The organism is Bifidobacterium sp. MSK.13.1, from assembly GCF_019131435.1.
GTDB lineage: Bacteria > Actinomycetota > Actinomycetes > Actinomycetales > Bifidobacteriaceae > Bifidobacterium > Bifidobacterium pseudocatenulatum.
Genome location: NZ_JAHOMM010000002.1, coordinates 215,408 through 241,388, shown reverse-complemented (window position 1 = coordinate 241,388; position 25,981 = coordinate 215,408). Strand labels below are relative to the sequence as shown.

General features: G+C 60.6%; 27 protein-coding genes. 6 read left to right on the top strand and 21 right to left on the bottom strand.

Translation table 11 applies throughout. The features are described 5' to 3' along the window. Positions 1–113 precede the first annotated feature (113 nt). The 3 genes from KSY55_RS03805 to KSY55_RS03795 are packed head-to-tail and all read right to left on the bottom strand — an operon-like array spanning position 114 to position 2,502. Positions 114–881, bottom strand: a complete 768-nt coding sequence (locus KSY55_RS03805) for a carboxymuconolactone decarboxylase family protein (protein ID WP_065437811.1) — start codon at positions 879–881, stop codon at positions 114–116. Positions 882–932: 51 nt separating this feature from the next. Further along, positions 933–1,979: a zinc-dependent alcohol dehydrogenase family protein gene (locus KSY55_RS03800; protein WP_004222018.1), complete on the bottom strand. Its 1,047-nt coding sequence runs from the start codon at positions 1,977–1,979 to the stop codon at positions 933–935. A 58-nt stretch (positions 1,980–2,037) separates the two neighbouring features. Beyond that, complete coding sequence (locus KSY55_RS03795; protein ID WP_118269815.1) at positions 2,038–2,502, bottom strand: MerR family transcriptional regulator; 465 nt, start codon at positions 2,500–2,502, stop codon at positions 2,038–2,040. 440 nt (positions 2,503–2,942) lie between these two features. Between KSY55_RS03795 and KSY55_RS03790 the strand changes: the two genes are divergently transcribed. Beyond that, positions 2,943–3,632, top strand: a complete 690-nt coding sequence (locus KSY55_RS03790) for an ECF transporter S component (protein ID WP_004222014.1) — start codon at positions 2,943–2,945, stop codon at positions 3,630–3,632. A 162-nt stretch (positions 3,633–3,794) separates the two neighbouring features. On the opposite strand, the gene bsh is transcribed toward KSY55_RS03790, so the two are convergent. Both bsh and KSY55_RS09070 read right to left on the bottom strand, forming a co-directional pair. After that, positions 3,795–4,745, bottom strand: a complete 951-nt coding sequence (gene bsh, locus KSY55_RS03785; RefSeq protein ID WP_117656592.1) for a choloylglycine hydrolase — start codon at positions 4,743–4,745, stop codon at positions 3,795–3,797. Positions 4,746–5,064: 319 nt separating this feature from the next. After that, the gene (locus tag KSY55_RS09070; RefSeq protein ID WP_055063396.1) at positions 5,065–5,805 is read right to left on the bottom strand and encodes a YoaP domain-containing protein; all 741 of its coding nucleotides are present in this window, start codon (positions 5,803–5,805) and stop codon (positions 5,065–5,067) included. Positions 5,806–6,142: 337 nt separating this feature from the next. Here KSY55_RS09070 and KSY55_RS03775 point away from each other — a divergent pair, with 337 nt between their 5' ends. Further along, complete coding sequence (locus tag KSY55_RS03775) at positions 6,143–7,078, top strand: tyrosine-type recombinase/integrase (RefSeq protein WP_007056118.1); 936 nt, start codon at positions 6,143–6,145, stop codon at positions 7,076–7,078. 56 nt (positions 7,079–7,134) lie between these two features. On the opposite strand, the gene KSY55_RS03770 is transcribed toward KSY55_RS03775, so the two are convergent. The 11 genes from KSY55_RS03770 to KSY55_RS03720 all read right to left on the bottom strand — a co-directional run bounded on the left by KSY55_RS03770 (position 7,135) and on the right by KSY55_RS03720 (position 17,432). After that, the gene (locus tag KSY55_RS03770) at positions 7,135–7,461 is read right to left on the bottom strand and encodes a hypothetical protein (protein ID WP_007052694.1); all 327 of its coding nucleotides are present in this window, start codon (positions 7,459–7,461) and stop codon (positions 7,135–7,137) included. Positions 7,462–7,479: 18 nt separating this feature from the next. Continuing rightward, a complete protein-coding gene (locus KSY55_RS03765) occupies positions 7,480–8,436 on the bottom strand; it encodes a nucleotidyl transferase AbiEii/AbiGii toxin family protein (RefSeq protein ID WP_007054360.1) in 957 nt (318 codons plus the stop codon). Further along, positions 8,420–8,971: a type IV toxin-antitoxin system AbiEi family antitoxin gene (locus KSY55_RS03760; protein WP_007052696.1), complete on the bottom strand. Its 552-nt coding sequence runs from the start codon at positions 8,969–8,971 to the stop codon at positions 8,420–8,422. The genes KSY55_RS03765 and KSY55_RS03760 overlap by 17 nt, the downstream gene beginning before the upstream one ends. Positions 8,972–9,044: 73 nt before the next feature. Next, positions 9,045–9,950, bottom strand: a complete 906-nt coding sequence (locus tag KSY55_RS03755; RefSeq protein ID WP_007057623.1) for a Fic family protein — start codon at positions 9,948–9,950, stop codon at positions 9,045–9,047. 161 nt (positions 9,951–10,111) lie between these two features. Continuing rightward, positions 10,112–11,146 (bottom strand): hypothetical protein, encoded by a 1,035-nt coding sequence (locus KSY55_RS03750; protein WP_117726563.1) that lies wholly within the window; start codon positions 11,144–11,146, stop codon positions 10,112–10,114. 39 nt (positions 11,147–11,185) lie between these two features. Continuing rightward, positions 11,186–13,003: a hypothetical protein gene (locus tag KSY55_RS03745; protein WP_065438643.1), complete on the bottom strand. Its 1,818-nt coding sequence runs from the start codon at positions 13,001–13,003 to the stop codon at positions 11,186–11,188. Positions 13,004–13,018: 15 nt separating this feature from the next. Then, positions 13,019–14,104 (bottom strand): antirestriction protein ArdA, encoded by a 1,086-nt coding sequence (locus tag KSY55_RS03740; protein WP_217749516.1) that lies wholly within the window; start codon positions 14,102–14,104, stop codon positions 13,019–13,021. Between the two features lie 25 nt (positions 14,105–14,129). Then, positions 14,130–14,840, bottom strand: coding sequence for a hypothetical protein (locus tag KSY55_RS03735; protein WP_217749517.1), 711 nt, complete (start codon positions 14,838–14,840; stop codon positions 14,130–14,132). Between the two features lie 155 nt (positions 14,841–14,995). Continuing rightward, complete coding sequence (locus KSY55_RS03730; protein WP_007052702.1) at positions 14,996–16,081, bottom strand: CHAP domain-containing protein; 1,086 nt, start codon at positions 16,079–16,081, stop codon at positions 14,996–14,998. Beyond that, entirely contained in the window at positions 16,078–17,037 is a 960-nt protein-coding gene (locus KSY55_RS03725; RefSeq protein ID WP_007052703.1) for a hypothetical protein, read from the bottom strand. The genes KSY55_RS03730 and KSY55_RS03725 overlap by 4 nt, the downstream gene beginning before the upstream one ends. Next, positions 17,034–17,432: a hypothetical protein gene (locus tag KSY55_RS03720; RefSeq protein WP_007057146.1), complete on the bottom strand. Its 399-nt coding sequence runs from the start codon at positions 17,430–17,432 to the stop codon at positions 17,034–17,036. Before KSY55_RS03720 ends, KSY55_RS03725 begins: the two co-directional genes overlap by 4 nt. A 184-nt stretch (positions 17,433–17,616) precedes the next feature. Here KSY55_RS03720 and KSY55_RS03715 point away from each other — a divergent pair, with 184 nt between their 5' ends. The 4 genes from KSY55_RS03715 (at position 17,617) to mobC (ending at position 21,397) form a co-directional block, all read left to right on the top strand. Further along, positions 17,617–17,910, top strand: a complete 294-nt coding sequence (locus KSY55_RS03715; protein ID WP_007054354.1) for a hypothetical protein — start codon at positions 17,617–17,619, stop codon at positions 17,908–17,910. A 106-nt stretch (positions 17,911–18,016) separates the two neighbouring features. Continuing rightward, entirely contained in the window at positions 18,017–20,176 is a 2,160-nt protein-coding gene (locus KSY55_RS03710; RefSeq protein ID WP_217749518.1) for a type IA DNA topoisomerase, read from the top strand. Between the two features lie 74 nt (positions 20,177–20,250). Further along, positions 20,251–20,682, top strand: a complete 432-nt coding sequence (locus KSY55_RS03705) for a ribbon-helix-helix domain-containing protein (RefSeq protein WP_007052707.1) — start codon at positions 20,251–20,253, stop codon at positions 20,680–20,682. Between the two features lie 325 nt (positions 20,683–21,007). Next, on the top strand, positions 21,008–21,397 hold the full coding sequence (gene mobC / locus KSY55_RS03700; RefSeq protein ID WP_100969398.1) for a plasmid mobilization relaxosome protein MobC: 390 nt from the start codon (positions 21,008–21,010) through the stop codon (positions 21,395–21,397). 45 nt (positions 21,398–21,442) lie between these two features. On the opposite strand, the gene KSY55_RS03695 is transcribed toward mobC, so the two are convergent. From KSY55_RS03695 to KSY55_RS03675, 5 genes are all read right to left on the bottom strand, one after another. Then, a complete protein-coding gene (locus tag KSY55_RS03695; protein WP_016462892.1) occupies positions 21,443–22,453 on the bottom strand; it encodes a HipA domain-containing protein in 1,011 nt (336 codons plus the stop codon). Further along, positions 22,437–22,679 (bottom strand): hypothetical protein, encoded by a 243-nt coding sequence (locus KSY55_RS03690; protein ID WP_008783295.1) that lies wholly within the window; start codon positions 22,677–22,679, stop codon positions 22,437–22,439. Before KSY55_RS03690 ends, KSY55_RS03695 begins: the two co-directional genes overlap by 17 nt. A 96-nt stretch (positions 22,680–22,775) precedes the next feature. Then, positions 22,776–24,044, bottom strand: a complete 1,269-nt coding sequence (locus KSY55_RS03685; RefSeq protein WP_007057143.1) for a type II restriction endonuclease — start codon at positions 24,042–24,044, stop codon at positions 22,776–22,778. 45 nt (positions 24,045–24,089) lie between these two features. Then, complete coding sequence (gene dcm / locus KSY55_RS03680; protein WP_007057142.1) at positions 24,090–25,061, bottom strand: DNA (cytosine-5-)-methyltransferase; 972 nt, start codon at positions 25,059–25,061, stop codon at positions 24,090–24,092. 128 nt (positions 25,062–25,189) lie between these two features. Next, positions 25,190–25,972 carry a Fic family protein gene (locus tag KSY55_RS03675; RefSeq protein ID WP_217749519.1) on the bottom strand — a complete coding sequence of 261 codons (783 nt, stop codon included), beginning with the start codon at positions 25,970–25,972 and terminating at the stop codon, positions 25,190–25,192. Positions 25,973–25,981 lie beyond the last annotated feature (9 nt).

Below are 25,981 nucleotides of genomic sequence, written 5' to 3'. Positions count from 1 at the left end.
TGCTCGCACACGCGTAGCGCGCTTGTAAAAAACATATAAGGGGCTGTTTGCCAATCCAATCGTGACTGGCAAACAGCCCCTTTCGTACTGAAGCGAACGAAATCCTACCGCAATCAGCCTTGCATCTGCTCCGCTGCATCGTTGATGCAACGAATCGCATTCAGCGTACGCGGATACCCGATATACGGCATGCACTGCGAAATAACGGCAATCAGAAATGCCTTCTCATTGCCTACGCCCATATTGGCCTTCGCATGAGACGTCAGCTGCGGCTCGCAACCGCCCTGCGCGGCAAGGAAGCACAACGTGATCATTTCACGCTCACGCGTGCTCAAGCCACCGCGCGTGTAGTAGTCGCCGAAGCAGTTGCAGGCAAGCCACTTGTTGATGTGTCGCGTATCTTCGGGGCCGGATTGCGTGAATCCACGCATTCCTTCACCGAAGATTTCGATCTGCTTGTCTTCGCCCGCCCTGGCACGCGTTTCCGGCGTGGTGGTGCCTTGCGGTTCAAGCGGAAGATGCACGTTGGCCGCGCCGAGGAAGTTGTTGAGTCTCTTCAGGAACGGCAGGGCTTTGCCGAAACCACAGTATGCGGTCGCCTGATACACCATTTCCTTGATGGCGATGGACGACAATCCGGTTTCGTAGGCCACCGGCAGCATCATTTCGAAAGCATCCAAGCCTTGGCATCCGACCAGCACGGCAAGAATGGCCAAAGAGCGGGTTTTGTCATCCAAATCAGGATGATTTGCTCCCGGTTCGTTCACCACTTCGTCATAAGCGAAATTCGAGAAGAATTCAATGAATTCCGGATCGGTTTGCGACAATGTCCTGTCATTATTCCAGAACGAATTCATCCGTTTGTGCAGCTCTTCAAACAAGATTTGCTTCCTTTCGTTTGATTTGCGCTTATTCTATCGTCGGTATATTGCTCAGACCTCACTGATGCGCAGCAGCGACTTTACGGTGCGGCGCTCGTCCATGGCCGCGTACGCTTCCTGAATATCGTCGAGCGTGTATTCGGAGGTGTAGACGATGCCGGGATTGATGTTGCCGTCGAGCACTTCCTTGAGCAGTCGCTGCAGATCGTACGTGCGCACCGGTGCCGGACCGCCGCGCAGACCAACGTTGCGGTAGAACAGTCCTGGAATATCGGCTTCCACGCCGTGCGGCAAGCCAACGCGCCCGACTACAGCGCCCGCACGCGCAACCTTCATGGCAGTGTCGTTCGACAATGCGGACCCTACGCATTCAAGCACGGCGTCGGCACCGTAACCATCAGTCATTTCCAGTACCTTGGCTACAGCCTCGTCGCCACGTTCCTCCACGAAATCGGTGGCACCGAATTCGCGTGCGATACGTTGGCGGTCGGCATGGCGGCTCATGGAAATGATGCGGGTGGCGCCCATCAGCTTGGCGGACAGCACTCCGCACAGGCCGACCGCACCGTCGCCGAACACGACTGCGGTGTCTCCCGGCTTGATTTCGGCGGAAGCAGCCGCATGGTAACCGGTCGACATCACGTCAGAGAGGGTGAGCAGCGATGCGAGCATTTCGTCGGAGAAGCTCTTCGCGTCGCCCGGAACGACCACCAGCGTGCCATCGGCCTCGGGAACGCGCAGGTATTCCGCCTGACAGCCCAATCCCTCGTCTCCGAAATATCCGCCGTGGGGGCAGCTGGATTCGAAACCGGCCTTGCATACCGGGCACTTGCCGCAGCTGAACGGGAACGGTACGATCACGAAATCGCCCGGCTTGGCCACGGTCACGTCGTCGCCGATCTGCTCGACCACGCCGATGGCCTCATGTCCGGCCTGAGTGTTGGGTTCCTTGCTGCCGTCGCGGTAGAACCACAGGTCGGATCCGCACACGCATGCGCGTACCACGCGGATGATGGCGTCTCCCCCATCGATGATGGTCGGTTCGGCATGCTCTTCGCATGCCATCTGCTTGACTCCCTTGAAGATCGCTGCCTTCATGAGTTGCTCCTTTGTTATACGAATTGAATTAAGGTAACGTCTGCGATGACGCCTCGACTTATGCGTCAGCCTTGCTACGAATCTGTTTTTTCACTGTTTCGATGACATCGTGGTTTTCCTCCAGAAGTCGTTGCGCTTCGTCGTCATGGCCTTCCGCCACGGCACGCCAATACAATGTTTTAAGGGAAACATAGGCTTGCTGCATGCGGATGCTTTCGGCTTTTGCGGCCAAACGCAACGCCTGCGCGTCCAGTAGCGCCATTTGCCTGCGCGCACCTTCGGTTCCGTCGAAACGGTTTTTCAGATACTCGCGCATGGCGTCAAGCGGCATGCCAGTCGCAGACAAGCAGGAAATAGTGACCAACGATTGAATGTCTTCGTCGGTGTAGGCGCGATGGCCAGAACTTGGGTCACGTGCGATCGGGGCAATGATACCGATTTGCTCGTAGTAGCGCAAAGTGGATTCGGGAAGTCCGGAAATCATGGATGCTTCACGAATCGTATGCCATGTTGCAGTGCTCATACCCTGCACTGTAAAAACTTAAAGTGCTTGAAGTCTAATTGGCGTGTTGCATGCTATCTCATAGCAAAAGAACATGTAATCCTGACAATTAGCTAAGTTGCGTCTGCAAAGCGTAACTTACGTGTTCATCGTAAGGAACATCAGACCACGCTGTTTTGGACGAATGCCACCTCACAACAAAAAGCTCTTATGCTGCTGAGTTGAACGAAATCGTGCGGATTAGATGTACTGGACTGGACCGTACGCCCGGATTTGGAATATTTGTAACGATATTTTGGATACAGGGAAATCCATGATGCGTATTCGGCAAACAACACGTCGTATAATACCTTTCGTCGTTCCTGCCCGAGCCGCGCAGGTCGAGGAACGGCCCACGGCGACTGCCGCGATCTCCGACTCACGGTGCACGGCATCGACCAACGCAAGGATTCATTATCATTATGGCGAAGCCATTCTCTAAAACCGTTATTCATAATACAGACGCGAAGCTGTCGAAGCAGGTAAGGCAGCCTTTGAAAACAAACCAAGGAATACACAAGGCCCTCACATGGCGTGTGGTCGATATCGCGGTCGGCGCGGCGGTCGGCGTGATGTCGGGAGTGATGTTTTGGGTGTTCGACGGCCTGTCGTATGGTCTTTTTCCGTTGATGACTTTGATTCTTCCTGGTTCAGCGGCGCTACTTCATGCTTTGTTCTACTTCCCCGCCACGCTGGGCTCTCTGATCGTGCGCAAGCCGGGAGCTTCGGCCTACGTGCTTTTGGTCGCATCGTTCGTCGAGGTGGTACTCGGCACGAAATACAGTGTGAGCCTGGTGGTAATCGCATTGCTGCAGGCGGCAGCCGCAGAAGCGGTATTCGCACTGTTCCGCTACCGTCGTTGGACGCTCGGCGTCACCATTCTGTCTGCTTTGGCGATTGGAATCGTCTACAACTTCTACCTGCTGTTCTTCTACTATCAGGCATTCACGTTCTTCAGCCCGCGAGGCATCATCGGCACTATTTGCGAGCTGCTTAGCGCGGTGGCATTCGCCGGTTTCGGTTCCTGGGGAATGTATTGCGCTTTACGTAAGTCAGGTGTTCTGTCGCGATTCGCTTCCTCGCATAAGGAACATAACGAAGAAAACGCCTGAAAGTACGTTTGACAGCATGCCTCGACCATTTTAATTTTTTTAATCAAATCTCATCAGTTTTACTGATTAAAAGGACGCAACGCCGGCTGCGACGTTGCGTCCTTTTATGCCATCGCACATAGTGCGATTACTGCGGAATCTTCGAACTCGAAATTCCCGGAATCAATCGGCGGTGATCAGCTCGCTCGAATCCATGTCGAAGTCGGACATGGCAAACGAGCGGATCGCCGGATCCTCATACGTGTTCATGTAATACGTGTTAGTCTTTCCGGAATAACCGCTGGTGAACAGCGTGCGCTCGAACTGGCCGTTGCCCATCTTGGACATGCCTTCAACCATCTGTACGGAGGCCAGCGTGTGGAACAGACGAGACACATTGGCGGCCTCGTTGTTCTGCTGTGGATAGTGCGTGTTGGTGTAGGCGACACGTACGAAACGCGACGGCGAACTCACGTCACCGGGAATGCCGTGCATGCTCACGCCGGCACCCCATGCGCTCAGTTCCGCCTTGCCCCAAGTGGTCGGCTCCGCCATTTCGTTGCTCACGCACATGTAGTTGCGCAGGTTTTCCATATGGAAGTCGAAGGTCGGTTGATTGGTGAGCACATCCACATCGTCATGATGAACATGCATGCCATCAGCCATCTGCTCGATGACGATGCTACGGGTGCCATCGCCAATGAACCAGTGCAGCAAGGACTCCTGCTGGCCGGGCACGACCTGCGAAACGAGCGTCACGTCCTTCAACGCCTCTTCGACTTCGTCGACACTGTCGAAATTGCGTGCCACCCACAGCGGGAATTCGAAAGTGGCGACGTTTTCGGTTCCCTCGACCGGTTCGTGCGCGAAGGAGGCGTATCCGGGGAAGTTCAATCCGGCGACGGCCAAGCCGTGCTCGTTGGCGCAATCGAAATACATGGGACGATCGGCCATAACCACGCCCACGCCGATCACCGCATTCGGCTCGCTCTTGCCTTTGGCCCCATACGCATAGTCATACCGGTAGCCTCGCGGAGTGACCAGAATGGTCTCGCCGTAGGAGAAGCTCCAGTCGAGATTACGGCCGAAATATGTGTTTCCCTCATCGTCGGAGAAACGAACACCAGTGCACATATGGACTCCCTTCCATGATTTGCCGTGTTTTTCTTGCTTGCGTGTTCATGGTAAACGCCGTTTGCTGGGAAAATCTTAAGTTTTGCCCGTGGAAGAACCTAGTCTGGATATCTACGCATTCTACGACGACCGTGATCCGCTGGATCCTCGCAACCGATAGCAGAGTCTCCGTCAAACGCGCAAATTCGAGGTCTCCTGCATGCGTGTTAGAGAATAGCCCGCCTCCCGAGTCCCCAAAACACCCACCCGCTGGAACAATCCGTACGCCAACTGCCTTCTTGGCGGGAAGGTTCCCCCAGTGGGTGGAAGATTCAGGACGTTACAAGCCGGCCAATGCCAGAAACTTTTTGTCGGACTGGATGCCTTGGGTGAGGAATTTGCCGTCCCTAAACAACGCATACGTGGTGACCGGCGCGGGCGTACGTTGGGCGGTCTCTTTATCGGTGATATGAATCGTTTTGAATGGAATATTGTGCTCTTCCGCCGTTTGCCGCACCCGCGGAACCCAATAGCATGTAAACGGGCATTGATCGGTGTAGTAGAGCACGAACCCGTCTTCGTCCACCGCGGGATGCTTGGCGCATTCCTTGAATTTCGGCAGCTCCGCATTCTCTTCAAAAGGCAGGGCCATGAGATTGATGCCGCAATCAGATATGTCGGTCACTTCGAAACCCTTGTAGGACAGAAACTTCGGATCGGCAAGGAACTCTCGTTTGCGACCCTCGGCTGAGAGAATGCAAATGCCTTTGCGCCCCTGCTCTTTGGCGTCTCGGATGCATTCGCTCAGCAGATTACCGGAATGTCCATGACCTTTCAAAGAACCGGCCACCCATAGACAGTTGATATAGATCCACCCGTCCGCATCGATCGGCACCCATGCGTTTTCCGCCGGAATATATTCGATGAAGCATTTGCCTCGTTCCTCGCTACGATAGAAGACGAGACCTTCGTTGAAACGCTGCTTGAGCCACTCTTTTTTCGCAAGGCTTTGCTTGCCGGACATGGCACAGCAGATATGTTCCTTGTCGATGTTCTCTTCAGTGATGTGGATGTAGCTCATTTTTCCTGCACCTCTGAGTCGGGGATGCTGTATGGGCATCTTCGTTGATTCCTCGAATATGACAAAAGCCCTTGATTTCCAAGGGCTTTCAAATGGCTCCTGCGACTGGGCTTGAACCAGTGACCGTCCGATATACGGTTCTGGCTCGCAGCCGTAGGGCTTTTTGCAACAGGAGTAGACAATACACCAGCCTTGCTGTTCCTTCAAATCGGCGTGTCATCGCGCATGTTCGCCTTGCAGCTGGTTTTCCGAAGAGCATCGGCCAGAAACGCGCAATAGTATTCCTTGGGAAGTGATGAAGAAGTCACTTCCCTTTTCTATGCGCTTAAGGAGCCCCATGAGGTATTGGAACGACAACAGGAAGAGCTGCGAACACGTCGAGCCACGGGAGGATTGGAAAGAATCCATTGAGAAATGGATCGACTGGATGGACGCCATCGGACGCACGAACGACACCCTGCGCACCCGCTGGTACCAGATCGTTCGATTCTCCAAAGCCGTCGATAAAAGCATCACCGACGTGACCGAAGACGACCTCATATTCTACCTAGCCGGCATGGGAACCGAAGGCAGACGCGGAGTACGCAGCTGCGTCAAGGTCTTCTACCAATGGAGCATGAAGCGAGGGCTCGCCCGCCGCAATCCGGCGGACGAAGTGCCCACCGTGCCCATGACCCTTCCGTCCGGCTGCATCTGTCCCGAGGAGAACATCGAACAAGGACTCGCATCACCCGACGAGAACGCGCGGCTGGCCGTCATGCTGGGCGCGTTCTGCGGCCTGCGCCGCATCGAAATGACCAGAATCAACCTGAAGACCGATCTGGAGGAGAACGCCGAGGGCATGGTGCTCCACGTCCACGGCAAGGGCAACAAGGAGCGGATGCTTCCCGTGCCGGCAAAGCTCGCTTCGGCATTGCGGAAACGCACCGGCGTATGGCTGTTCCCCGGAGACGTGCAGGGACACTGCGGCGTCGATTACGTGGCGAAGAGGATCAAGACGGTAACCGGATACCCGTCGCACAGCCTGCGCCGTAGGTTCGCCACATGCGTCTACTACAGGAACGGCTGCAACATCGTGCTTGTCAGCCGTATGCTGGGGCACGCCAACATCGCCACCACCATGCGTTACATCGGCCTCGTGCAGGACGAAATGCGCAACGCCGTGGAATCCACCACCCGCACCGACATGAGACTGACCATGCCCATGAACCAGGTCGTCGGAACAGCCGGCAGCGTCGCCACCTATTCCCTTAGCACCGCGAGGATCGGATGAACAAACGGTATACGCCAACATGCTTCTTTGCGCATATTGGCGTATACCAACACCGCTCACCGAGTGTTCCCGAGACTGGAAAGCGGCAACGCGGCTATGTCTATCCCCAGCGCATCGGCTGCGGAGAACACCGCTTCAATCGGGGCTTCGCCCCGCTGGAGCAGAGCATCGGCAAACCGGGGATCGATACCGGCCTGGGAGGCAAGGTCGTCGGCGTTCCAGGAATGGTTCGCGGTCTCTTCACGGAAGGCGGCTGCGATATCCGATTCGGTGCGGGCGAAAAGAGTCCGGCGTTCACGCGGCGCTTGGAAACGGCTGAGGTAACGCGCGTACTCCAATTGCGCCTTTGTCGGCTCAGGCAAGTTATAGTCCAGATTCGACATCGCAGACCTCCTTAGCGTTCAGCGGGTTGGACTGGAGTCGTTCGACGCACCGAAAATAGGGAATCCGGGAACCGCATCGGCCGACGATGGAGTGCCTGGAGTGCCGTACAACGTCCCGATCTGTTCGATCGCCCATGCGCTCCAACGTGGGGATTCGACCGTGGATGTCATCAGGCCGGCGGGGAGGAACCGGCGCATCTCGTCGGCGAAGGCATCCGAGCCGATCACATCGGCGACCCCCGCCACGCGATCAGCACGGTCTGCCCAAAGTCCTTCTTCGCCGTAATCAGATGATTTCAATTCCGCAAGCTCCATCGCCCGTCGGGAATCGACGTCGCCTCTCGACGCCAACCAGCACATGTCCCACAGGTCGCGTCGCCGCAGGTGCGATGCGCAGGCATAGGAGAGCAGCTTGTCGGCAAGAATCTCGGTGGGGCTTTCCACATCGAGGATGATCTGACCCGACAAGGCCGGGAACATCGGATAGTTGACCAAGGCGGGACGATGCTGCGGCTCGTACGCGGGAATCGATGCCACCTCCAGCTTGATTGTCTGGCTCGGCAGATCCTTGCGCTGACCGGCCGTGCGAATCGCTATACGCCATCTGCGCGTCAGCCCATCGGCGTCGGGTCTCGGCTCCTTGACCCGGACCGTCACATCATCGCCCATCCCCGAGAGCGAATCGGAGATGCAGGAGCCAAGCCCTTTAAGGGTGTCCATGTCGAACGAGGTGCCGCCGGCAAAATCAAGGTCCTCGCTGTACCTTGGGGACCCGTGGCACAGGCGCAGACTCGTGCCGCCCTGGAACACCAGCGAGGAGAAGAAACCCTCGCGCATCATGGCATCCAGGATTCGATAATGCAGAAGTTCCTTCTCGACCACGGGAAGCAGATTGCCCATGCCCTCGCCCCCGGCCAAGACGATCCCGGCCGCCATAGCCTTGTAGTCATAGGTGCCGTCAGCTCCAGTCATCATCGTCCTCCAATTCGTCCATGTCCACCAGATCGAGGTTGCGTCCGACGGCCTTCAGGTCACGATACGCCCACTGTTTCGACGCGAGCGGCGTCAGTCCGTCATCGCGGGCGATCAGGTTCGGCAGGATGCGACTCCAGCTGAGCTTGCAGTGCGTGAACTCGATCACCCCGTACGCGGTGCGGAACTCGCCCTCACGGCCCGTGGTCATGAACGTGACCCTATCCACCGGAATCTGGCTGATCACGTTCCAGCGCGACAGAGCGCTTTCGAGGCTTTCCCACACCAGCTCGCCGGAACGCAACCGCTTTGCGACCTGATGAAGTGTCCCCTCGCCGAGATGGGAGGAATACGCGAACACGTAGACGCCACGGGCGGCACGGACCAACGCCTTCGCCGATACCAGGCTGGACAGGGTTCGGTTCAGTTTCTGCCCCTGCTCACCCAGCACGACGGCCAGTTCGTTCTTGCAATACACGTAGCACGAGTACTTGGCATCCATCTCGCGCAGCTGATCAATCGCCTCGCTCCTCTTCATGCATATAAGTGTACATGAATATATGTAAAAACGCATATTCATGTACACCTATCACAATCCTGAAGCGTTCCAATCAGAGGGAACGCCCTCGTGCCGGACCGTCTTCGAGACCAATCCCGTCGATGGCGTTTTCCGAGAAAGGGTTCTCTCTTAATCTGCCGACGATTTCCGCTACGGCGCGCTCTTCCTGATCAACGCATTGGACAAGCTGGGAAATGAACGGCTTGGGATCGCCGTCAACCTGCCATGCTTCCAGACTTTTCCCATAGCTGCGGCCGGCATCATGTTTGATTGCTACGGGCCGGTAGCCGGCAGCCATGAGCATGAGATTCAGAATCTGTCGCCCGGTTCGTCCGTTGCCGTCCGTGAATGGATGGATGTTCTCGAACATCGCGTGGAATCCGGCAGCTTTGAGGATCGGGTGGTCTTTGGAACCGTTCACCGCGTCCACGAGCGCTTCCATGTCCTCGTAGATTTCAAGTGGGTCGGCGGTCTTCACTCGGGTGGCGGTGATCCTTGCCTGGTAGCCGTAGGGGCGGAACCGACCCCTGAGCGCGGGCTGCATGTCCAATGCGGTGACTTCATGCAGCTTTTGGATCATCTCGACACTCAGCGTCCGCTCCTCTTCAGCGAATCGTTCCGCATAGGCCATGCCATCCGCAACGCCACGGGCAGCGAAGATGTATCTTGCCGGCGAGTCGGTCGGCACGAACTCGCCCTCCAACACCAGTTCGGTGTCCTCAAGCGTCAACGTGGATCCCTCGATCGCGTTGGAGTTGTAGACATAGCGGGCCATCCATTCCTTACGGTAATCCTCAAGCGCTGACTGCTCCACCCCATCCAAAGGAAACATCTGCCTGAACCGTTCTCGGGCGGCATCGGAACGACGAAGCAAGTCGGACACCTCCGCGTCCCGCTCCAGAGAGTCCAAGAGAGGAGGAAGGTTTCGGATTTTCTCAGTCAGCGCTGGATTCGGCATATCGGCTCCTTAATCGATGCTTCCATAAGTCTACAAGCGCAGGCGCGTCACATGGACAGTCCGACGATTTTCTTGCCTTCGAGAAAGTCCTGGAAAAAGGCCGTGGAATCATCGTTGTCGTCCGATGATTCCATGGCCCTTATCCGTGTCGTTTCTTACGTTCACCGGGTCATGCCGTATGACGATGACTGTTCGAGGTTCAACGGGTCGGCCGGATCGCATGCGCCGGCGGAAAGCTCGTCTTTTTCTTGTTTCGCCGGTGTCGGTTCGGGCATCGCGGCGAGCTTGTCGAACGTGTTGAGGAACGCGCCTATCTCGCGGTCGCTGCTGATGGGGTCCATGCCCCTGGCCTTCGTCAGGGCGCGTATGAAGTCGAGGTGATTGTCCGCGAACGCGCCGAAACGTTCGAAATCACCGCCCTTGATGCTGGTCGTGTCCTGCTCGTACAGGCTCGTATATTCGTCGCCCATGCGTTCGGCGAAGTCCCTCACCCTGGCATCGATGTCCCATTCGATGGGCGGGCATCCGAACGCGAGTTCCACGTACCGGGGTTCCACGGCCAGGCCCCGATCGGTTTTCAGGTCGTTCCAGAAGCGGTCCACGGATTCCTTGCCGCCGTCGTAGTGGCGGCCTGCGGCGTCGAACGGTTCGCCAGCCCATGCCTGTTCGTAGGATTCCAATGCCTCGCATCCCTGGTCGGTGAGCTGGCGTATCTCCACCTCCACACTGCCGTCGTGGTGGTGGCCGCGCATCTTCAGGATTCCGTTCTCGTCCCAGATGTGGTCGATCTCGCAGTCCTTGAACGGGGAATCATCGCCGTTCATCAGATCATCGAAGGTCTCGAACGAGGATATGCCCGTGCGTTCGCCGTCCCATCGGCCTATGCTTCCGAACGCGATCAGCGGGTTGCCTCCCATCGGGTTCCTGTACGAGGAGAGCGCCGACTGGGATCCATTGAAGAAATCACGCAGAGCGCCGGTCTCCATCCTGTAATCGGTTTGACGGGATTCGTCCGCGAAGGCATCGAACGTGATCGACGTGCCGCTCTCCTCGTACAGCCGCCACAGGCTGTCGGCGCGGGTGCTGTGTTCACGGTAATACGGGTCCCCGTATTGCGGGTCGTAGTCGTCAGCGTTGTAGATGTACCGTTTGCGGGGTTCGGGATCCCGAATCTCGTCGATCCAATTCATGTCCATCGTGTGCTCCTTGGTTCTGTTCGTCGTTGCCGTACGGCGTCAGTGGCCGTGTGTCGTTTCCATGCCGTCATCCAACGCGAGGTCGAGCCCTGCGGTCTCAGGAGACGTTTCCTGTGGGTCGGCCCAGCCGACGGCGAGGTCCAGCGCGCCGCGCAACGCCTGGCCGGAAAGCCGGTACGTCCAGGAATCGTTTGCCTCGTAAGGGAAGGATTCGCCGGACACGATGCCGCGCTCGTCATGCAGGCTCACGTCGAACGCTCCGGGTTTGGCCGTGATCAGCGCATGACGGGCGGAACCGGGAACCGAGACCTCCAGCACCTTTCTGCCGTCGGGAGACCCGGTGGCGGTGAATTTGATATCGGGGTGGTGCGCGAGGCTGTAGGAAGCGTTGGACTCACACGCCAGCGGGACCGTATCTCCCAGCCCGCTGTCTGCGGCCAGCTGCTGTGGGCTGTAATCCATGCCCTGCGTGTAGTCGATGGGCTGCGCGTCGGTGTAGAAGCATCCGCCGCCATCGTCCGCGTCGATCAGGTCGCCCACGAGCCGGTCCAGGCGTGCGGGGTCGTCCCATGCGCTCACGAGTCTGGCGGGTTCGGCCTGGTTCTTCCATGCCATGTAGCGGTCGCGTTGGTCGCCGCAGATGCCGTCGAATGATTCCTGGGAGATGAACGTGCCGCCGTCCAATTGGTAGCATTCCCCGTCCGGGTCCAACGCGCGCTCCTTGAACTCCTTTTCGGCGGCGGCGTACAGGCGCTTGTCGAGCGGTTCCATGGCCGCGTCGATGCCCGCCATCATCTCGTCCACGTGTTGCCGCATGTCGGGCTGGCTCGTTTTCCACCATGCCTGCAAGTCGGCGAGCACGTCGGCGGCGTTCTCCCGTTCGCACACGTCGAGCAGGTCATCGTCGTAATTTTCCACCGTCCAGGAGTAGAAATCCCAGTCACTCGAACCGGTCAGGCGTTCGATGCCCTTCATGCGGTGGAAGTCCATCAACCCGCCGCCGTGCTCGCGCACGATGCCCGCCAACGGCAGATCGGCCTCGTCCATCAGGCCTTTCCAGTATTCGGGGACATTCCCGTTCTCCATGTCGTTCTCCTTTCCGAACGCCTTTTCGATCACGAGCGGGTCTCGTGGGTCAACAGTGCGGTCGATCCGCAGTATCTCGGGCATGACCGCCTCGCTTTCACGGCCGATGACGAACGTGCCGATACCGGCCTTGACGCGATGCTCGGGAAGCCTTCCCGAACCGTCGCACATCACCGCCGGCCGGAACAGCGAATCCCCGTAGGCGAGCGTCACCGTGTCGCCCGGCCTGGCGAGAACCCGTTCGACGGCCATGCGTGAGAGGCCGTGCGCGTCGAGACGGCCGGAACGCCAATCGTTGGCCTCGGCTGCTGTCAGGGTGAAGGAAACGGAACGCCCTTCCTGGGCCGAGGTCACGTCGAGCCTGACTGGCTGCATGGCCTCGAAACCGATCCAGATGCCTTCCGGCGTCCTGTCCGGGGCTTTCACGTCAATGTCCGTGAACCCGTATTCGGTCAGCACGTCCGTGACCCTGATCCTGAGCGCGTTGTCGGGAGGCAGATCAGGGCGTTCATTGGGAATCGGGAGCGAGGACGCCTCGAACCACACGTCCTCGCTCGGATCGGTGTCGAAGCCGCCGTCCGCGTCGGAATACGCCATGTGGACGCCGAACTCCAATTCCTTGGCATCGACGGAAGAGACCAGAATCGCGTTCCCCAGCACGAGATCGCGCGCGTTCCTGCGCAGGATGGATTGCATGTCGGGCTTGGCGGGATTCCCGGCCGCGAGCAGGTCGCGGTTCACACCCTCCATGTCAAAAGGCGTCAAGGCCATCTCGCTCGCCTTTTCTCACTTGGAAAGGCCGGAACCGGCCGTATCGGTCATATTCAGCGGGTCCGAGGGGTCGCACGCCTGCGCGCGTTCCGCGAACGAGGTGACGGCACCGGGCAGCACATATCCCAGATCAAGGTCGATCGGGCTCACGCCGTCGTCTTCGCCGACGGACGCTGCGGGCATTGCGCCCATGGTCTCGCGCAGCACGTCCACGGCGTCGCCAGTAGCGGCGCGCGCGTCGATGATCCGGTGCATCGTGTCCTCAAGCGCGGCATGGATATCGGTGGAACCCTCCTCCACGATGCACTGGTATGAGGGGGCTCCCCAGTTCGTGCCGGTGCCGGAAATCGTGTAGTCCGCGATGCGTTCGCCCGGCTGGACGAGCGAGGCGAGATCGAACGCGGCCGGCGAACCGGTCTTCGCGTCGAAATCATCCAGCCATTCGACCTCCTCGGCGATCTCCTCGCGCGAGTACCGGCCGTCGATATCGCTCGGCCAGTCCGCGTCCTCCAGATAGCCGTTGTCGCCAAGCGACACATCGCCGTCGAGCTTGAGGTCCCGGCCGTACATCTCCATATCGATCAGATAGCCGAGCCCCGTATCGAACATGGACCACACGGCATCCGATGCCCACCCCTGGTTCACGGCGGTCCAGGCATACTTCGCCTCCTTCGAGTCCGACCATAACGGCGCATCATAAGAGTGATAGGGGATCTCGTCCGAGTTCAACGCGAGGTTCGCGTACTGCAACGGGGTGCGCGGGGCCGCGTCAAGATCGTCGCGGACCATCCGCACCTTCTCGTACACGTCCGGGTCGTCGTCCTCGCGCGCCTCGAACGCGCGGCACATGAGGTTCAGGTCCGTCAGCGACTCGTATTCGCCGGGATTCGCCACGGTGGCGAGCAGTCCTTCCCCGCCCTCGTAGTCGTGGATCGCGTACTCCTCGTACCGGCCGCCCAATCCCACCTCGGTCTTCAGGGTGTCCTGCAAGCGTTCGGCGGGCATGGGCAGCGTGATCCACGCGCCCTGCAACACGCCCTCCACGTATTTGCCCAGGTTGGCGACGTACACGCTGATCTGGTAGTCCTTCAATCCGGCCATGATGATGCTCCTTCGCTCGGGTCTTTTATCGTGTGGCTGCGGCCGAGGCAGACGGGTCGGCAATGCTCAACGGGTCGGCCGGGTTCGCGGGATCGTAGGTTTCGGACGTTTCGGCCTTCTCGCCTTCGTCTTTGCGGGCGAGCCGGCCGTCGTCCACCATCGCGTCGATGATCTCCCATCCCTCCTCGATGCTGCGGTCCCGCAATTCCCTGGCCGAGATCATGTCGCGCATCGCGTCCATGTTCTCGTTGTTGTCGGGCCAGTCATGGTCCTTCAGCCAGTGCCGAAGGTCCTCCTCCGTCCAGCGGATCTCCGCAATCGTTTCGTTGCCTTGCCCGGCGTTGCTTTGACCGGGATGAAGCAACGCCTCAGATCGGAGACCGAAATACGCTTTGTCTTCCTGGAGGCCGGACAGGAAGCCGGAGGGCGTGAACCCGTTGCGTGCCGCGAACTCGCGGGACCAGCATTCGTCGAACTCCTCGTCGGGGTCGAAGTCGAGGAGCCCGTCCGCCATGGCGCGCCTCAGCCCCTTCTCGTCCGCCTCGGCCGGCACCGTGACCGTGACCGTGGCGTGGTTGGGGGCCTCCAGCGTCATGTACAGTTCGCTGTGGCCGGCGTCGCGTTGGATGAAGCATTCCCCGTTGCCCCAGTCGAGCTCGTGCTGCTCGATCAGCTCCTTCGCCTTGTCGGTCAGGGCCCGTTCCTGGGACGTGTATTCATCGGGTTCCATCAGCATGATGCGTCCTTCCTTCCCTTGGATGATCGGTGCCGCGCCGTCCGGCGGGCATAGCTCCGATCATCAGCCCATACGGGCGGTCGCGCGGGGCATGGCGTCTACGGGGCAGATGATTCCGCCGAGATCTGATGCTCGGTCCCTTTACGTGTCCCGCCTCAGTACCAGTTGTGGGCGAGCCAGAACGTCTTGGCGGCGCTGGGGCTGCCGTACCGGCCGGCGATGTAGTTCAATCCCCATTTGATCTGGGTGGCGGCGTCGTCCTTCCAGTCGTCTCCTGCGGAGGCGAGTTTCGACGCGGGCAACGCCTGGGGTATGCCGTACGCGCCGCTGCTCGGGTTGGTGGCATTCCACTGCCATCCCGATTCCTTGTTCCACAGCCATACGAGCGCGTCATAGTCGCCGTCTCCCCAGTCCTTGTACGAGGCGATCATCTTCCGGGCGATGGCCCGGGCCTGTTCCGGCGTGGCGTGGGTGCCGTCGCCGTCGTAGTCCACCACCACGTCCGTGGAGCCCGAGTCGGAACTGGAGCACGTCCATGCCGCCTCCACCGGATCCGAAGAGGAGGACGAGTCGGACGATGACGACGAATCGGACGATTCGGAACCGGATGACGTGGAATCCGTGCCGGCGGAACCATTGGTGGACACACTGCCGTTGGGCAGGATGTAGACCGCGCCGACGTCGATCCTGTGCGTGCGGTGGTTGACGATGCCCAGGCCGCCGCGCCCGTTCATCTCGCTGATGGTCACGGTGCCGGCCGTCCGGTCGACCGCCTCGACGACGGCGACGTGGCCGTACAGGGTGTCCGCGTCGGCCACGCCGGGCGGGTAGCTGACGATGCTGCCGGCCACGGGATCGGTGCGGGTGGTCTTCCATCCGGCGGCGGTGGCGCTGGCGGCCCAGTCGCCGCCGTTGCCCCAGTAGGAGCCCACGTCCAATCCGATTTTATGGCCTCTCATGCACGCCCACCATGTGCATTGCCCGTCCGGATAGGCCTGGCACACGTTGTCGGGCCCGTCGGATCCGTTGAACCACGCCTTGGTCTGCGCGATGGTCATGCCGTCACGCACCTCGCCGGTCGTGACGCTTCCCGTGACGCCTCCCGACGATCCGTTGGAGCCGCCGTCCTTGCAGCCGCCGAGGACCGCGAGCACGGTCAACGGCGTGCATCCGCCGAGCAGGGACAGCAGGCACGCCGAGAGCATGGCCGCGAGGATCCGATGGCGGCTGGCCCGGCTCATTGCGTGTTCCTCAGCGACCAGAAGGGCTTCTGCCCGCCGACCACGACCTCCACGGTCCGGCAGGGATGCTGGACCGTGCCGTATCCGGTGGCGGAGATCACCGTGTACGCCTCGTCGCCGGCCTTCACCTGATCGGGGTCGAGCTCGTTGGCATCCTTGTCCAGCAATGACGCGTCGAGCGCGGCCGGGCAGTAGACGGTGACGTGCCAGTTGCCGTCGTCCATCGGCAAGAGCACGGTGTTGTACGCCTGGCTGACGGTCTGCTGCGGATCCGTCGTGGATGACGGTCCGCCGCCTTCCGGGATCGGGAAGCTGGTTTCCTTCGTCGTCCAGAACGGCTGGGACTGGATGGCATCCGTATCCGAGCCCTCCCATTTGCCGTCGGAGGTGCAGGTGTAGGCGTAGTTGACGTACTTGTCATCGTATTGGCCCGAGCATACGGATCCGGCGTGGAAGCGGCGCTGGGTCCACCACCAGCGCGGCGCGTCGGAGACCGGATGGCTCTCCCCGGCACCGTCGTCGCCGAGCAGCGCGAACACGTTCTTGCGCCATTCGTCGTCGCTGCCGTTTGGATCGAGCAGCGCGTCCACCGTTTCCAATGCGGTGTCGATCGGGCCGGAACCATTGTGCAGCGTGATGCCGTCCGCGTTTTCGGAGAGCGTGCGGGTGCCGTCCTTGTGGGTGTCAACGGGGAACGCGGTGGTGCGCTGAGACCAGTCGCCGGGAACCGGGATTCCCGCCGCCTCCAGGCCGGCGTACCGTCGCGGGCCCGAATCCGTTTTCCTTTTGCCCGTGGACTCCTGTTTCGCGTCCGTCGCGGAACCGTGGTCGTCGCCGGCCGTTGACGGCTGGTGGTTGGCGACGATGACGCCCAGCGAGCACACGAGGAGCGCGGCGACGAACAGGCACAGGACGCGCAGCGGTTTCGGCAGCGGACGCGGTTCCGGCCGGTTCACGATTCACCGCCTTCCCAACGGTTCGGCTCACCCGGCATGCCGCCTTGCGTGTTTTCTTCCATGGCCGGATGCTCCCGCTCGGGGTTCACGGTTCCCGGATCCGCGTTTTCGGGCGACCCGTCTTCCGCCGACCCGTCTTCCGTCCCCGTCCACCGCGCGTCTATGAGGTCGTCCGCCGTTTTCAGTTCGGCGCTGGTGTTTCCCGCGTCCTTCGCCTTCCTGCGCAGCAGGGTGGCCTTCTCGCGGGCCTCTTCCAGACGTTCCTCCAATGATTTGATGTTGACGCGCGCCGCCACGTACTCGTCCATCGCATCCTGTTTCGTCTTCTGGCTGTCGCGCACCGCCTTGAGGATGCTGCGTTTCATGTCGCGCATGGTGTTCTGGTTGTTCGCCACGACGATCTTCCTTTCGCTCGTTTTTCCGTCAAGGCGAGTCTGCCTTCCCGTCGCGCGTTCCACGGGGCATGGCGTCTACATTCCCCATGGCGGAAGGCGGGGCGTGTAGACGCCGTGCCCCGTGGCCGGCCGTTTTGCGGCCGAGAATCGGAAGCGTCGTTCCAATCAGGTGAAAGGAAAATCAATGGAATCGTTTCTCTCTATGCTCGCCGGCTGGTTCATGGGCCTGTGGACGTGGCTGGTCGAGCTCAACGGGATGCTCCAGGTGGTGCTCGTGCTGTTGTGCGTGGTCGCCTCGGGCGTGTGCGCGATCATCGGCAAACGCATGGGCAGCCCGATGATCGTGGAATCCGGCGGACAGACCTGGAGCCGCACGCTGGTGACGGCCATCGCGTGGATCGCCGGCGTCATCCTCATGCTGATCGCGGTGCTGGCCATCGCCGCCGTGTTCGCGCCGCTGCTCGGCTTCGCCGCCTGACCTTGGCGACGCCTTTCCATCCAGGGCCGGCCGGGAAGGGATTCCCGCGCCGGCCCTCGCATGTCGGACAAGAATCAAGGAATCCAGAAAATCGGAAGGAACGCGAATGAGACTCGTCATCGCGGAAAAGAAATCGGTCGCCACGGCCATCGCGCAGGCGTTGTGCGCCGCGCCCGTCCAAAGGGACGGATGCTATGAGTGCGGCCAGCTGCTCGTGACATGGGCGCAGGGCCACCTGATCGACCTTGCCATGCCCGAGGACTACAAGGACAGGGATTGGAGGAAATGGAGTCTGGACACGCTGCCTGTGGACCCGTCCGGCCATTGGCGGTGGAAGATCAGCGAGGAGCGCGGTGCCGGCTCCCGCTACCGGCAGATCGTGCGGCTGATCCGCCGAACGGATGTGGATTGCCTCGTCAACGCCTGCGACCCCGACCGCGAGGGTGAGGCCATCTTCCGCCGCATCGCGGACATGGAAGGCTCTCACAAGCCGGAACTGCGCCTGTGGGTGGCGAGCCTGGAGGCGGAGGCCATCCAGGCCGCGTGGCGGGCGATGAAACCCGAATCCGAATACCAAGGGCTCGCATGGTCGGCGGAGATCAGGTCGAAGGCGGACTGGCTGATCGGCATGAACGCGAGCCGCGCGTACTCGCTGCTCTACAACGCACGGTTCAGCGTGGGCCGCGTGCAGACGCCGACGCTCGCCATGATCGCGGAACGCGACCGGCAGATCAGGAACCACAAACCGGTGCCGTTCTGGACCGTGATCGCGGACATGGGCGGATGGCGGCTCTCCAGCGAACGGATCGACAGCAAGGATGCGGCGATGCTGCTGTGCGGCCAAGCCGAACACGGCCGCTTCCGCATCATGTCCGTGAACCGGAGGCGGGTGAACGACCGGCCGCCCCGCCTGTATGACCTGACCGGATTGCAGAAGGACATGAGCCGGTTGCACGGCATGACCGCCGCGCGCACGCTCCAGGCGTTGCAGCACCTCTACGAACTCAAACTCGCCACCTATCCGCGCACCGACAGCCGGTACATCACGCATGACGACCTCGAAACGCTCACGGCGCTCCTCGAATCCGGCCGTCTCGCCCAAGGGTTCGTCACCCGCGAGGGCATACCCGGACACCCGCGCCCGGAGCTGGCCGTCAACGACAAGAAGGTGGCCGGCCACACCGCGATACTGCCGACCATGCAATTGGACGCCGGGAAGCTGGAAGGCCTGGACGATGACGAGCGCAAGGTGATGACACGCATCGTGCGCCGCATGTGGGAGGCCGTGGGCGACGACCATGTGCACATCGTCACCGAGGTGAAGGCCCGGCTTTCCGACGACACCGACAGGGAGTTCTCCAGTCGTTCCGACGAGACCGTATCCGCAGGATGGAAGGCCGTCGAAACCGGCCACGGGCCCGAACCGGAAGACGAGGAAACCGCGAACCCGGCGGGAGGAAGGAACGTGATCCCATCGAACCTCATGGAAGGCGGCGTCATTCGCCCGGTCGGGAAGGTCACGGTCGAGGAAGGCGAGACCCGGCCGCCCAAACCGTTCACCGAGGCCACGCTGCTGGCCGCGATGGAGCACGCGAGCCGGTGCGTGGAGGACAAAAACCTCAAGGCGGCACTCGATGACGACGAATCACATTCCGGCGGCATCGGCACACCCGCCACCCGCGCGGACACCATCGAAAAGCTCGTGCGCTCCAAACTCGTGGAACGCAAGGGCCGGCAATTGCACGCCACCACGGAAGGCGAACGCCTCACCGACGTGGTGGAGCCACGACTGAAGGACGTGCTGCTCACCGCACGGATGGAACAGGCGCTCTCCGACGTGGAACACGGCAAACGAGGCCCGTCTGAGGTGATGGACATGTTCCACCGGGAGGCATTGCGAATCCCCGCCGACGCGACCGCGAACCTCAAGGCCGATGCCGTCACACGAACCGCGAACACCGACGCGCAGGAATGGGGCGACTGCCCGCGCTGCGGCCAGCCGGTCAGGAAAACCGGCCGGATGTGGCAATGCTCCACGAACAAGACCGAGAAGACCAAGGACGGCAAGTGGGCCACGACCGCAGGCTGCGGATGGAAGATGTTCGCGCGCATCGCGGGCAAGACCATCACCGACCAGACCGCGCGCAGGCTCCTCGCGGGACAATCCGTCACCCTGAAGGGCTTCACATCCAAATCCGGGAAGAAGTTCGACGCGGCCATCCGCATCGACAAGGAACGCGGCACGGCGTTCGACTTCGACCGCTGACCAAACGCCAACCATCCGTGCCCGACGCACCATGCCGCGCCGGGCACGGCAACGACCAAGGAGACGATGAAACCATGCGACGATACAGCCACGCCTTCCGGGTCCTCATGGACCAGGAGCTGTTCAATCTGCTTGCCGAGGCCTCCACCAAGACGGGCATACCCAAATCCCGTTTCGTGAGATACGCCATCCAGCCGTTCAGCTACACGGAACTCGCCCCCGGCACCACCGATTGGAACGACGTGTACCGCACCGACCCCGACCCCGAACATCCGCTGAAGCGGGGACGCCAGCTCAATGTCATGCTCACCGGCGACGAATACGAGATGCTGTGCCGGGCCGCATTCAAGCTGGGCATCGCGCGCAGCGCCTGGGTGCGGGAACGGGTGTACGCGCTCCTCTGCCGCTCCTATGCGGACGAGCTCTCCCCGCTCACGGACGCGAGCATCCGCGACAACGCGACGATGCTGCTCAAGGAGCTCAAGACGAAGGATGCGGGAAGATGACATTCCAAAAAAAGGAAGAGCCCCTTCCCATTCGTGGAAGAAGGCATCACCCCGAACGATCATCCACCCTCATGCGTTTTCCTATGCGCTCATATGGATATGTCCATGGACACCCACATGGACACGTCTATGGACATCCACATGGACACGTCCATAGACATCCACATGGATATGTCCATGGACATCCACATGGAGATGCCCATCAAATCGAAGGTAAGCAAGCTAGACGGTTCATGTACATGAACCGAGCCCGCAGCCTCCCGCGCCCTACGGCGCTGAAGCAACAACCCGAGTGCCGAAGGCCAATGAGGAAGGAATCGGAATAATGCGAAAGAGGAGCAGCAAAGGAGGGGGCGAGCAGCGCTCCATCCAGGTGCATCTCATGGTGAACGAGGAGGAAGCCGGGATGATCCGCACCGCCGCCAAGAAAAGGAACCAGACGGTCTCCCTCACCATCATCGAGGCTGTGAAACTGTTGGAGGGGAGACTGCAAGTCAAGGAGGAGGAACGCGATTCGCCCACCGTCCAGGCGCTCAAGGAGATCGAATACCAGCTGCGCCGCATCGGCCGCAACGTCAACCAGATCGCGCACAACGCGAACAGGGAGATGAACGCGACCATCGAGGACGAGGCATCGGCGTCCTACGCCGTCCGGCAATGCCGGGAACTAATCGACCATCTTGATACCGTCATCGAACGATCCGGGAACGATTGACGGCGAGAACGAGGACCTTCCCGGACTGTGAGCCGCGTGGAGTCCTCAGTGCAGGAGACCGGGGTTTCCCCCAAGGCCAGGGAACGGGATCCCCGGAACGATGTCGGTCGCAAGGGTGTCGTTCCCGACGGTGGCGGTGGAGGTTTCCGCTTCTTTGAGTGCCATCCGGTATGCGGGTCCGAGCACGTACTTGCGGCGGGCGTCCAGCGTGGCCTTATAGAAATCACGTTGAAGGTCATCGAGTCCGGGGGTCTGCTCCACGATGCGGTCCGTGACCTCCTCGGACAGGCGCGGCCAGAGTTCCGGCAGCTCCGCCCTGAAGGGGCGTGCGGTCTCCGAGGTCAGGAAGAAGGCGAACTTGCGTCGCTTGCCGCCGACGTTCATCGCCATGTAGGGTGCGGCCATGTTCGCCTCACGCATTTGCTGAGGATCCTCGACCCGTTCCCTCATGCCTTCACGGGACAGGCTCGGGGACAGTGACGAACCGCAGTCGTATACGGGGGCGAGATCAAGAATATCCGCGGTCCTTCTGTCCGCTATGAACCCCCAGTTGTTCGCGTGGCGGTCGAAGTTCCCTATCAGCGCATCGACGCATGTCATCTGAAGGAAGCGGTGCCGCGCCCGCGCGCGGATGCCTTCGAGCGCGTCATGTTCGTCAAGGACCTGGCTGACGAACTCCCAATCGGGCCTGGCCTTCGATCGGCTGCTTCCACCGGGCATGCTGATTTCCAGCTGCTTGAAATGAAGCAGCATGAGGTTCGGATCCATCTCGTACATGAAATCACGGCACGCCACCACGGAACGGCCCTTGTAATCACCGAGAATGACATCCTGCGTGGGGATGCCCGAAGCGGCGAACACCTTGGAGCCGATATACTCGTTGACGGGCAAGTTGACGTAGCTGGTACGACTGGGATGCTCCTCCTGCGGGGCGGCGTCATACCCGAACTTGACCATGTAGAGGTGGCCGTCCATCAGCATGGTTCGCTTTTCGGCGGCCCCGTCATACACGCTGACCTTCAACTCATACGGCGAGAAATCACGCACCCGTTCCATGCTTCGCCGCCCATCCGTCATGCAGGTAGTACTCGCGTACCATCATCTCCTGATCCTCGTTCTCCATCTCGCGGCTGCATCCGTCCACGGCGTCGTAGTAGATGCTCAGAGTCGAGTCCGACACGTCCCGGTGCAGCGCGTCGATCAGCTCGTCTATGCTCTCCGCCGTGATCTGCGGGATGGGGAAAGGCCAGTCCTGTGGCCGTCTGATCATCGAAACATCCATCGTGGCTCCTTGCTTTTCCGTCAATTCTACTTCAGGAACGGCGTCGCCGCCGTCGCCGAACCGTCGGCGAAATCAGGGAGGACTCCCGTCGGGCCGTCAGAGAAGGGTCAGGCTTTGAGGACGGTCCGCTTGTAGTCCTTGGATTTCTTCGATGAACCGGGAGAACGTCATGGTTTCTCCCTGGATCAGGTCGTCATAGGATTCCTTGACTACCTTGGGCATGACCAGGTGGATGTGCAGTTCATCGAGTTGGGCGAGCTTGGGATGGGTCACGTCGCCGGGAGTCAGGGTGAACAGGTGTTTGTCCCTGATCCGGTTGGCTTCGTCGGCGACCTGGCGGAAACGATCCTTGATGGAGGTTTTCGAGGCGAGCATACGCAGCTGTTCCTCGGGGAACGCCGGATCCTCGTAGGCGGCTTGCGAGGGGAATAGGAAATCGGGTTTCTTTCCGTTTTCCGTCTTGGCCTGCGCCTCGTATTCGATGCCGCGCGCGTCGAGGATGTGGGCGATGTGGATTTCGAGGACCTTGCCTGCGCGGCTCATGCGCCGGTTGCGCACGGAGGTGTAGAACGAAGTGAACGAGTCAACGTCGATGACGCCATCCGATACGAATGGCGCGGCATCGTAGTCGTGTTGGATGACCGCCCGTTCATAGAGTTTGAACAGCAGGTAGCTGCGGTCGTAGTATTCGATCACCACGTCGTCAGGGTCATCGTGCGTGGGGTCCACGTCCGTCAAGGAGGATTGGGAGAAGGCCGCGAACTCCTCGTTGCTGGGGAACCTGTATCCCCATCTGCCGATCATCTCGGGGAGATACGTGTCATCCCGCACTTCGACGTTGATGCCGAGAGCTTCGAAGATCTGCGCGCCGAAGGCGTCCAGCTCACGTTCCGTGTTGTCGTGGAAGCGGAACGCGCCCTCCTGTTCGTCGTCGATGCCGAAGAGCCATTTGGCTTGGGCTTCGGCCGTGCTGTCATGCTGTGCGATGATGATCAGCAGGCGATTGTCCCTGAGCATACCGAAGCACATGAGGTCGCCGGGGCGGGCCATGCGGATTGGTTCGCAGTCCTTGTAGTAGAGACGCCATTCGGCGCTGCGGTTCGGGTTGTTGCGCCGCGCGTCGTACCATGTGGTTTCGAGGTCGGCGACCGCCGGTGCGTCATCGTCGCTCAGGTACATGAGCGCGGTGGGTATGCCGTGCCCTTGGGATGCTCTGCGGTCCTCGCCGGTGCCGAGCAGTCTTCTGAGCGCGTCGTTGCCGCCGAACTCGTGCTGGTTGCTGCTGTTGGCGTCGATATCGACGGCCGATAGTTTCTTGGCCGCGACCGGGCCGATGTAGTCGCCGATTCTTCCGTAATCGCTCATAATCCATGAGCATAGACCAATCGGACAGGAAACGCCTCGGGCGAATCAGTCGGACAGGTAGGGTTTCATCGCCTCGCCTATGGCTCGGATGACCGGCACTGCGACCGAGTTGCCGAACTGCCGGTATGCCTGCGTGTCTGATACCGGGATACTGAACGAATCCGGGTAGCCCATCAGTCGCGCGCATTCGCGCGGGGTTAGCCTTCGAGGGTTCTTTCCCTCGCCGCGTGAGACCAGTATCTCGCTGCCGTCCTTTCCGTACCGCGCGCTCAACGTGCGCGTGTGGTCGGTGGCGGCATCGACCATGCCATATCCGAAACCGTTGCCTGCGGCCTCGTGCTTCTTCTTGTAGTTCTGGAGGTACGTCCACAGCTTGTCGCTCAGAACATACTTGTCGGGAACCTGGGAGGCGGGCAGGAGGATGCTGCCGACGTTGCCGTGCGCGATGGGCTTCACGTCATCGAACGTGAACCCGTTCTCCTCGCGGAAGCCCACGATGTACGTGCGTTCCCTGTGCTGGGGGACGAAGCCCGCCGCGTCGATCAGCTTGTAGGTGACGTGGTATCCAAGGTCTTCGGTCAGCACGGAATATATCGTCTTGAACGTGCGCCCACGGTCGTGCGAGAGCAGGTTCTTCACGTTCTCCAGGAGGAACGCCTTCGGCTGCTTCGCCTTGATGATTCTCGCCACGTCGAAGAACAGTGTGCCTTGGGTCTTGTCCTCGAAGCCGGTGGGACGGCCCATGCTCTGTTTCTTGGAGACGCCGGCGATGGAGAACGGCTGGCACGGGAATCCCGCGAGCAGCAGGTCGATGTCGGGAACGTCATGCTCGTCGACCTTGGTGATGTCGCCGGCCACGGGATTCTCGTCGTGCCAGTTCGCCTCATAGGTCTGCACGCTGTACTTGTTCCACTCGGACGAATACACCACGTGCGCGGCATCGCCCAGCGCCTGCACCATTCCCATGCGGATGCCGCCGATGCCGGCGAACAAATCCGCTATCCTGATCTCACTCATACGGTTCCTCCGATTCCCGAGAAACCCAGGATAGCACATGAGAAGGGCGCGGCCCGACACCCCGCGAAATCATCGCGTAAATAATCCCGTGGCGTTCGGGAGCACACTTCCCCCGGACGCCACGACCGTCACCTCAGTAAGCCGGAACCTCCATCGAGGCCGTCGAGGGGAACACCGGGCACGATGCCCATCCCGTTCACGGCATCATTCGTCTTTTCCGCGACCCCAGACGATTGGGCCAAAGTCAGCCCGCCGGGCACATGGCCGACGGCGTTCTGTGAGAGCCAATCGGAGAGCCGGGAGTAGTCGCCCGTCTCGTAGTAGCGCAGGAGCATAGAGACGAACTGTGCCTTGTCTTCGGGAGGGATCGAGAAGATGCCGATGCCGTCGTGTATGAGCTGGTGGTTGGCAACCATCAGCGCGGTGCGCTTGTTGCCGTCCGAAAACCATTGTCCCCGCGTGACCGCGCCGAACAGCAGCATCGCAGTGTCCTCCCCTTCTGACTCCTCCAGGATGCCGCGAACCCTTTCCTGTGGGGATTCGACGGTGGGGATCTCCGGCACCCATCCCGTGCCGCCGATCCTCACGCCGTATTCACGCAAGCGGCCGGCGTCGCGCACGCGGCCTTCGCCGATGATGCGGTTGTATTCGCGGATGTACTGCCAATCGGCTGGATAGTCGATGTTCTCGAGCAGGAACCTCCACGCGCGCTTGATGTTGTTCACCGTGACTATATCGTCCACGCTCATGCCCTCGGGGGCGCGCCCGTCGAAGATCTCCTGCGTGTCGGGGAAGGTGACGCCATCAACCTCGATCTTGGCGGTGCGCCAGATCGAATCGACCAGCAGCCGCTTCGCCAGTTCCACGGCCGTGCGCCTATCCGTCGTCGTATCGTTCCTCACCGGTTCCATCAAAGCTCC

Coding starts and splice junctions, on each gene's coding strand:
- KSY55_RS03685 (WP_007057143.1), bottom strand. CDS start 24,044: ATGAGCGATTACGGAAGAATCGGCGACTACATCGGCCCGGTCGCGGCC.
- KSY55_RS03740 (WP_217749516.1), bottom strand. CDS start 14,104: ATGGCCGGATTGAAGGACTACCAGATCAGCGTGTACGTCGCCAACCTG.
- KSY55_RS03760 (WP_007052696.1), bottom strand. CDS start 8,971: ATGAAGAGGAGCGAGGCGATTGATCAGCTGCGCGAGATGGATGCCAAG.
- bsh (WP_117656592.1), bottom strand. CDS start 4,745: ATGTGCACTGGTGTTCGTTTCTCCGACGATGAGGGAAACACATATTTC.
- KSY55_RS03770 (WP_007052694.1), bottom strand. CDS start 7,461: ATGTCGAATCTGGACTATAACTTGCCTGAGCCGACAAAGGCGCAATTG.
- KSY55_RS03755 (WP_007057623.1), bottom strand. CDS start 9,950: ATGCCGAATCCAGCGCTGACTGAGAAAATCCGAAACCTTCCTCCTCTC.
- KSY55_RS03800 (WP_004222018.1), bottom strand. CDS start 1,979: ATGAAGGCAGCGATCTTCAAGGGAGTCAAGCAGATGGCATGCGAAGAG.
- KSY55_RS03790 (WP_004222014.1), top strand. CDS start 2,943: ATGGCGAAGCCATTCTCTAAAACCGTTATTCATAATACAGACGCGAAG.
- mobC (WP_100969398.1), top strand. CDS start 21,008: ATGCGAAAGAGGAGCAGCAAAGGAGGGGGCGAGCAGCGCTCCATCCAG.
- KSY55_RS03735 (WP_217749517.1), bottom strand. CDS start 14,840: ATGCTGATGGAACCCGATGAATACACGTCCCAGGAACGGGCCCTGACC.
- KSY55_RS03775 (WP_007056118.1), top strand. CDS start 6,143: ATGAGGTATTGGAACGACAACAGGAAGAGCTGCGAACACGTCGAGCCA.
- KSY55_RS03765 (WP_007054360.1), bottom strand. CDS start 8,436: ATGATGACTGGAGCTGACGGCACCTATGACTACAAGGCTATGGCGGCC.
- KSY55_RS03690 (WP_008783295.1), bottom strand. CDS start 22,679: ATGGATGTTTCGATGATCAGACGGCCACAGGACTGGCCTTTCCCCATC.
- KSY55_RS03750 (WP_117726563.1), bottom strand. CDS start 11,146: ATGGACATGAATTGGATCGACGAGATTCGGGATCCCGAACCCCGCAAA.
- KSY55_RS03705 (WP_007052707.1), top strand. CDS start 20,251: ATGCGACGATACAGCCACGCCTTCCGGGTCCTCATGGACCAGGAGCTG.
- KSY55_RS09070 (WP_055063396.1), bottom strand. CDS start 5,805: ATGAGCTACATCCACATCACTGAAGAGAACATCGACAAGGAACATATC.
- KSY55_RS03730 (WP_007052702.1), bottom strand. CDS start 16,081: ATGAGCCGGGCCAGCCGCCATCGGATCCTCGCGGCCATGCTCTCGGCG.
- KSY55_RS03675 (WP_217749519.1), bottom strand. CDS start 25,972: ATGGAACCGGTGAGGAACGATACGACGACGGATAGGCGCACGGCCGTG.
- KSY55_RS03695 (WP_016462892.1), bottom strand. CDS start 22,453: ATGGAACGGGTGCGTGATTTCTCGCCGTATGAGTTGAAGGTCAGCGTG.
- dcm (WP_007057142.1), bottom strand. CDS start 25,061: ATGAGTGAGATCAGGATAGCGGATTTGTTCGCCGGCATCGGCGGCATC.
- KSY55_RS03795 (WP_118269815.1), bottom strand. CDS start 2,502: ATGAGCACTGCAACATGGCATACGATTCGTGAAGCATCCATGATTTCC.
- KSY55_RS03710 (WP_217749518.1), top strand. CDS start 18,017: ATGAGACTCGTCATCGCGGAAAAGAAATCGGTCGCCACGGCCATCGCG.
- KSY55_RS03715 (WP_007054354.1), top strand. CDS start 17,617: ATGGAATCGTTTCTCTCTATGCTCGCCGGCTGGTTCATGGGCCTGTGG.
- KSY55_RS03745 (WP_065438643.1), bottom strand. CDS start 13,003: ATGGCCTTGACGCCTTTTGACATGGAGGGTGTGAACCGCGACCTGCTC.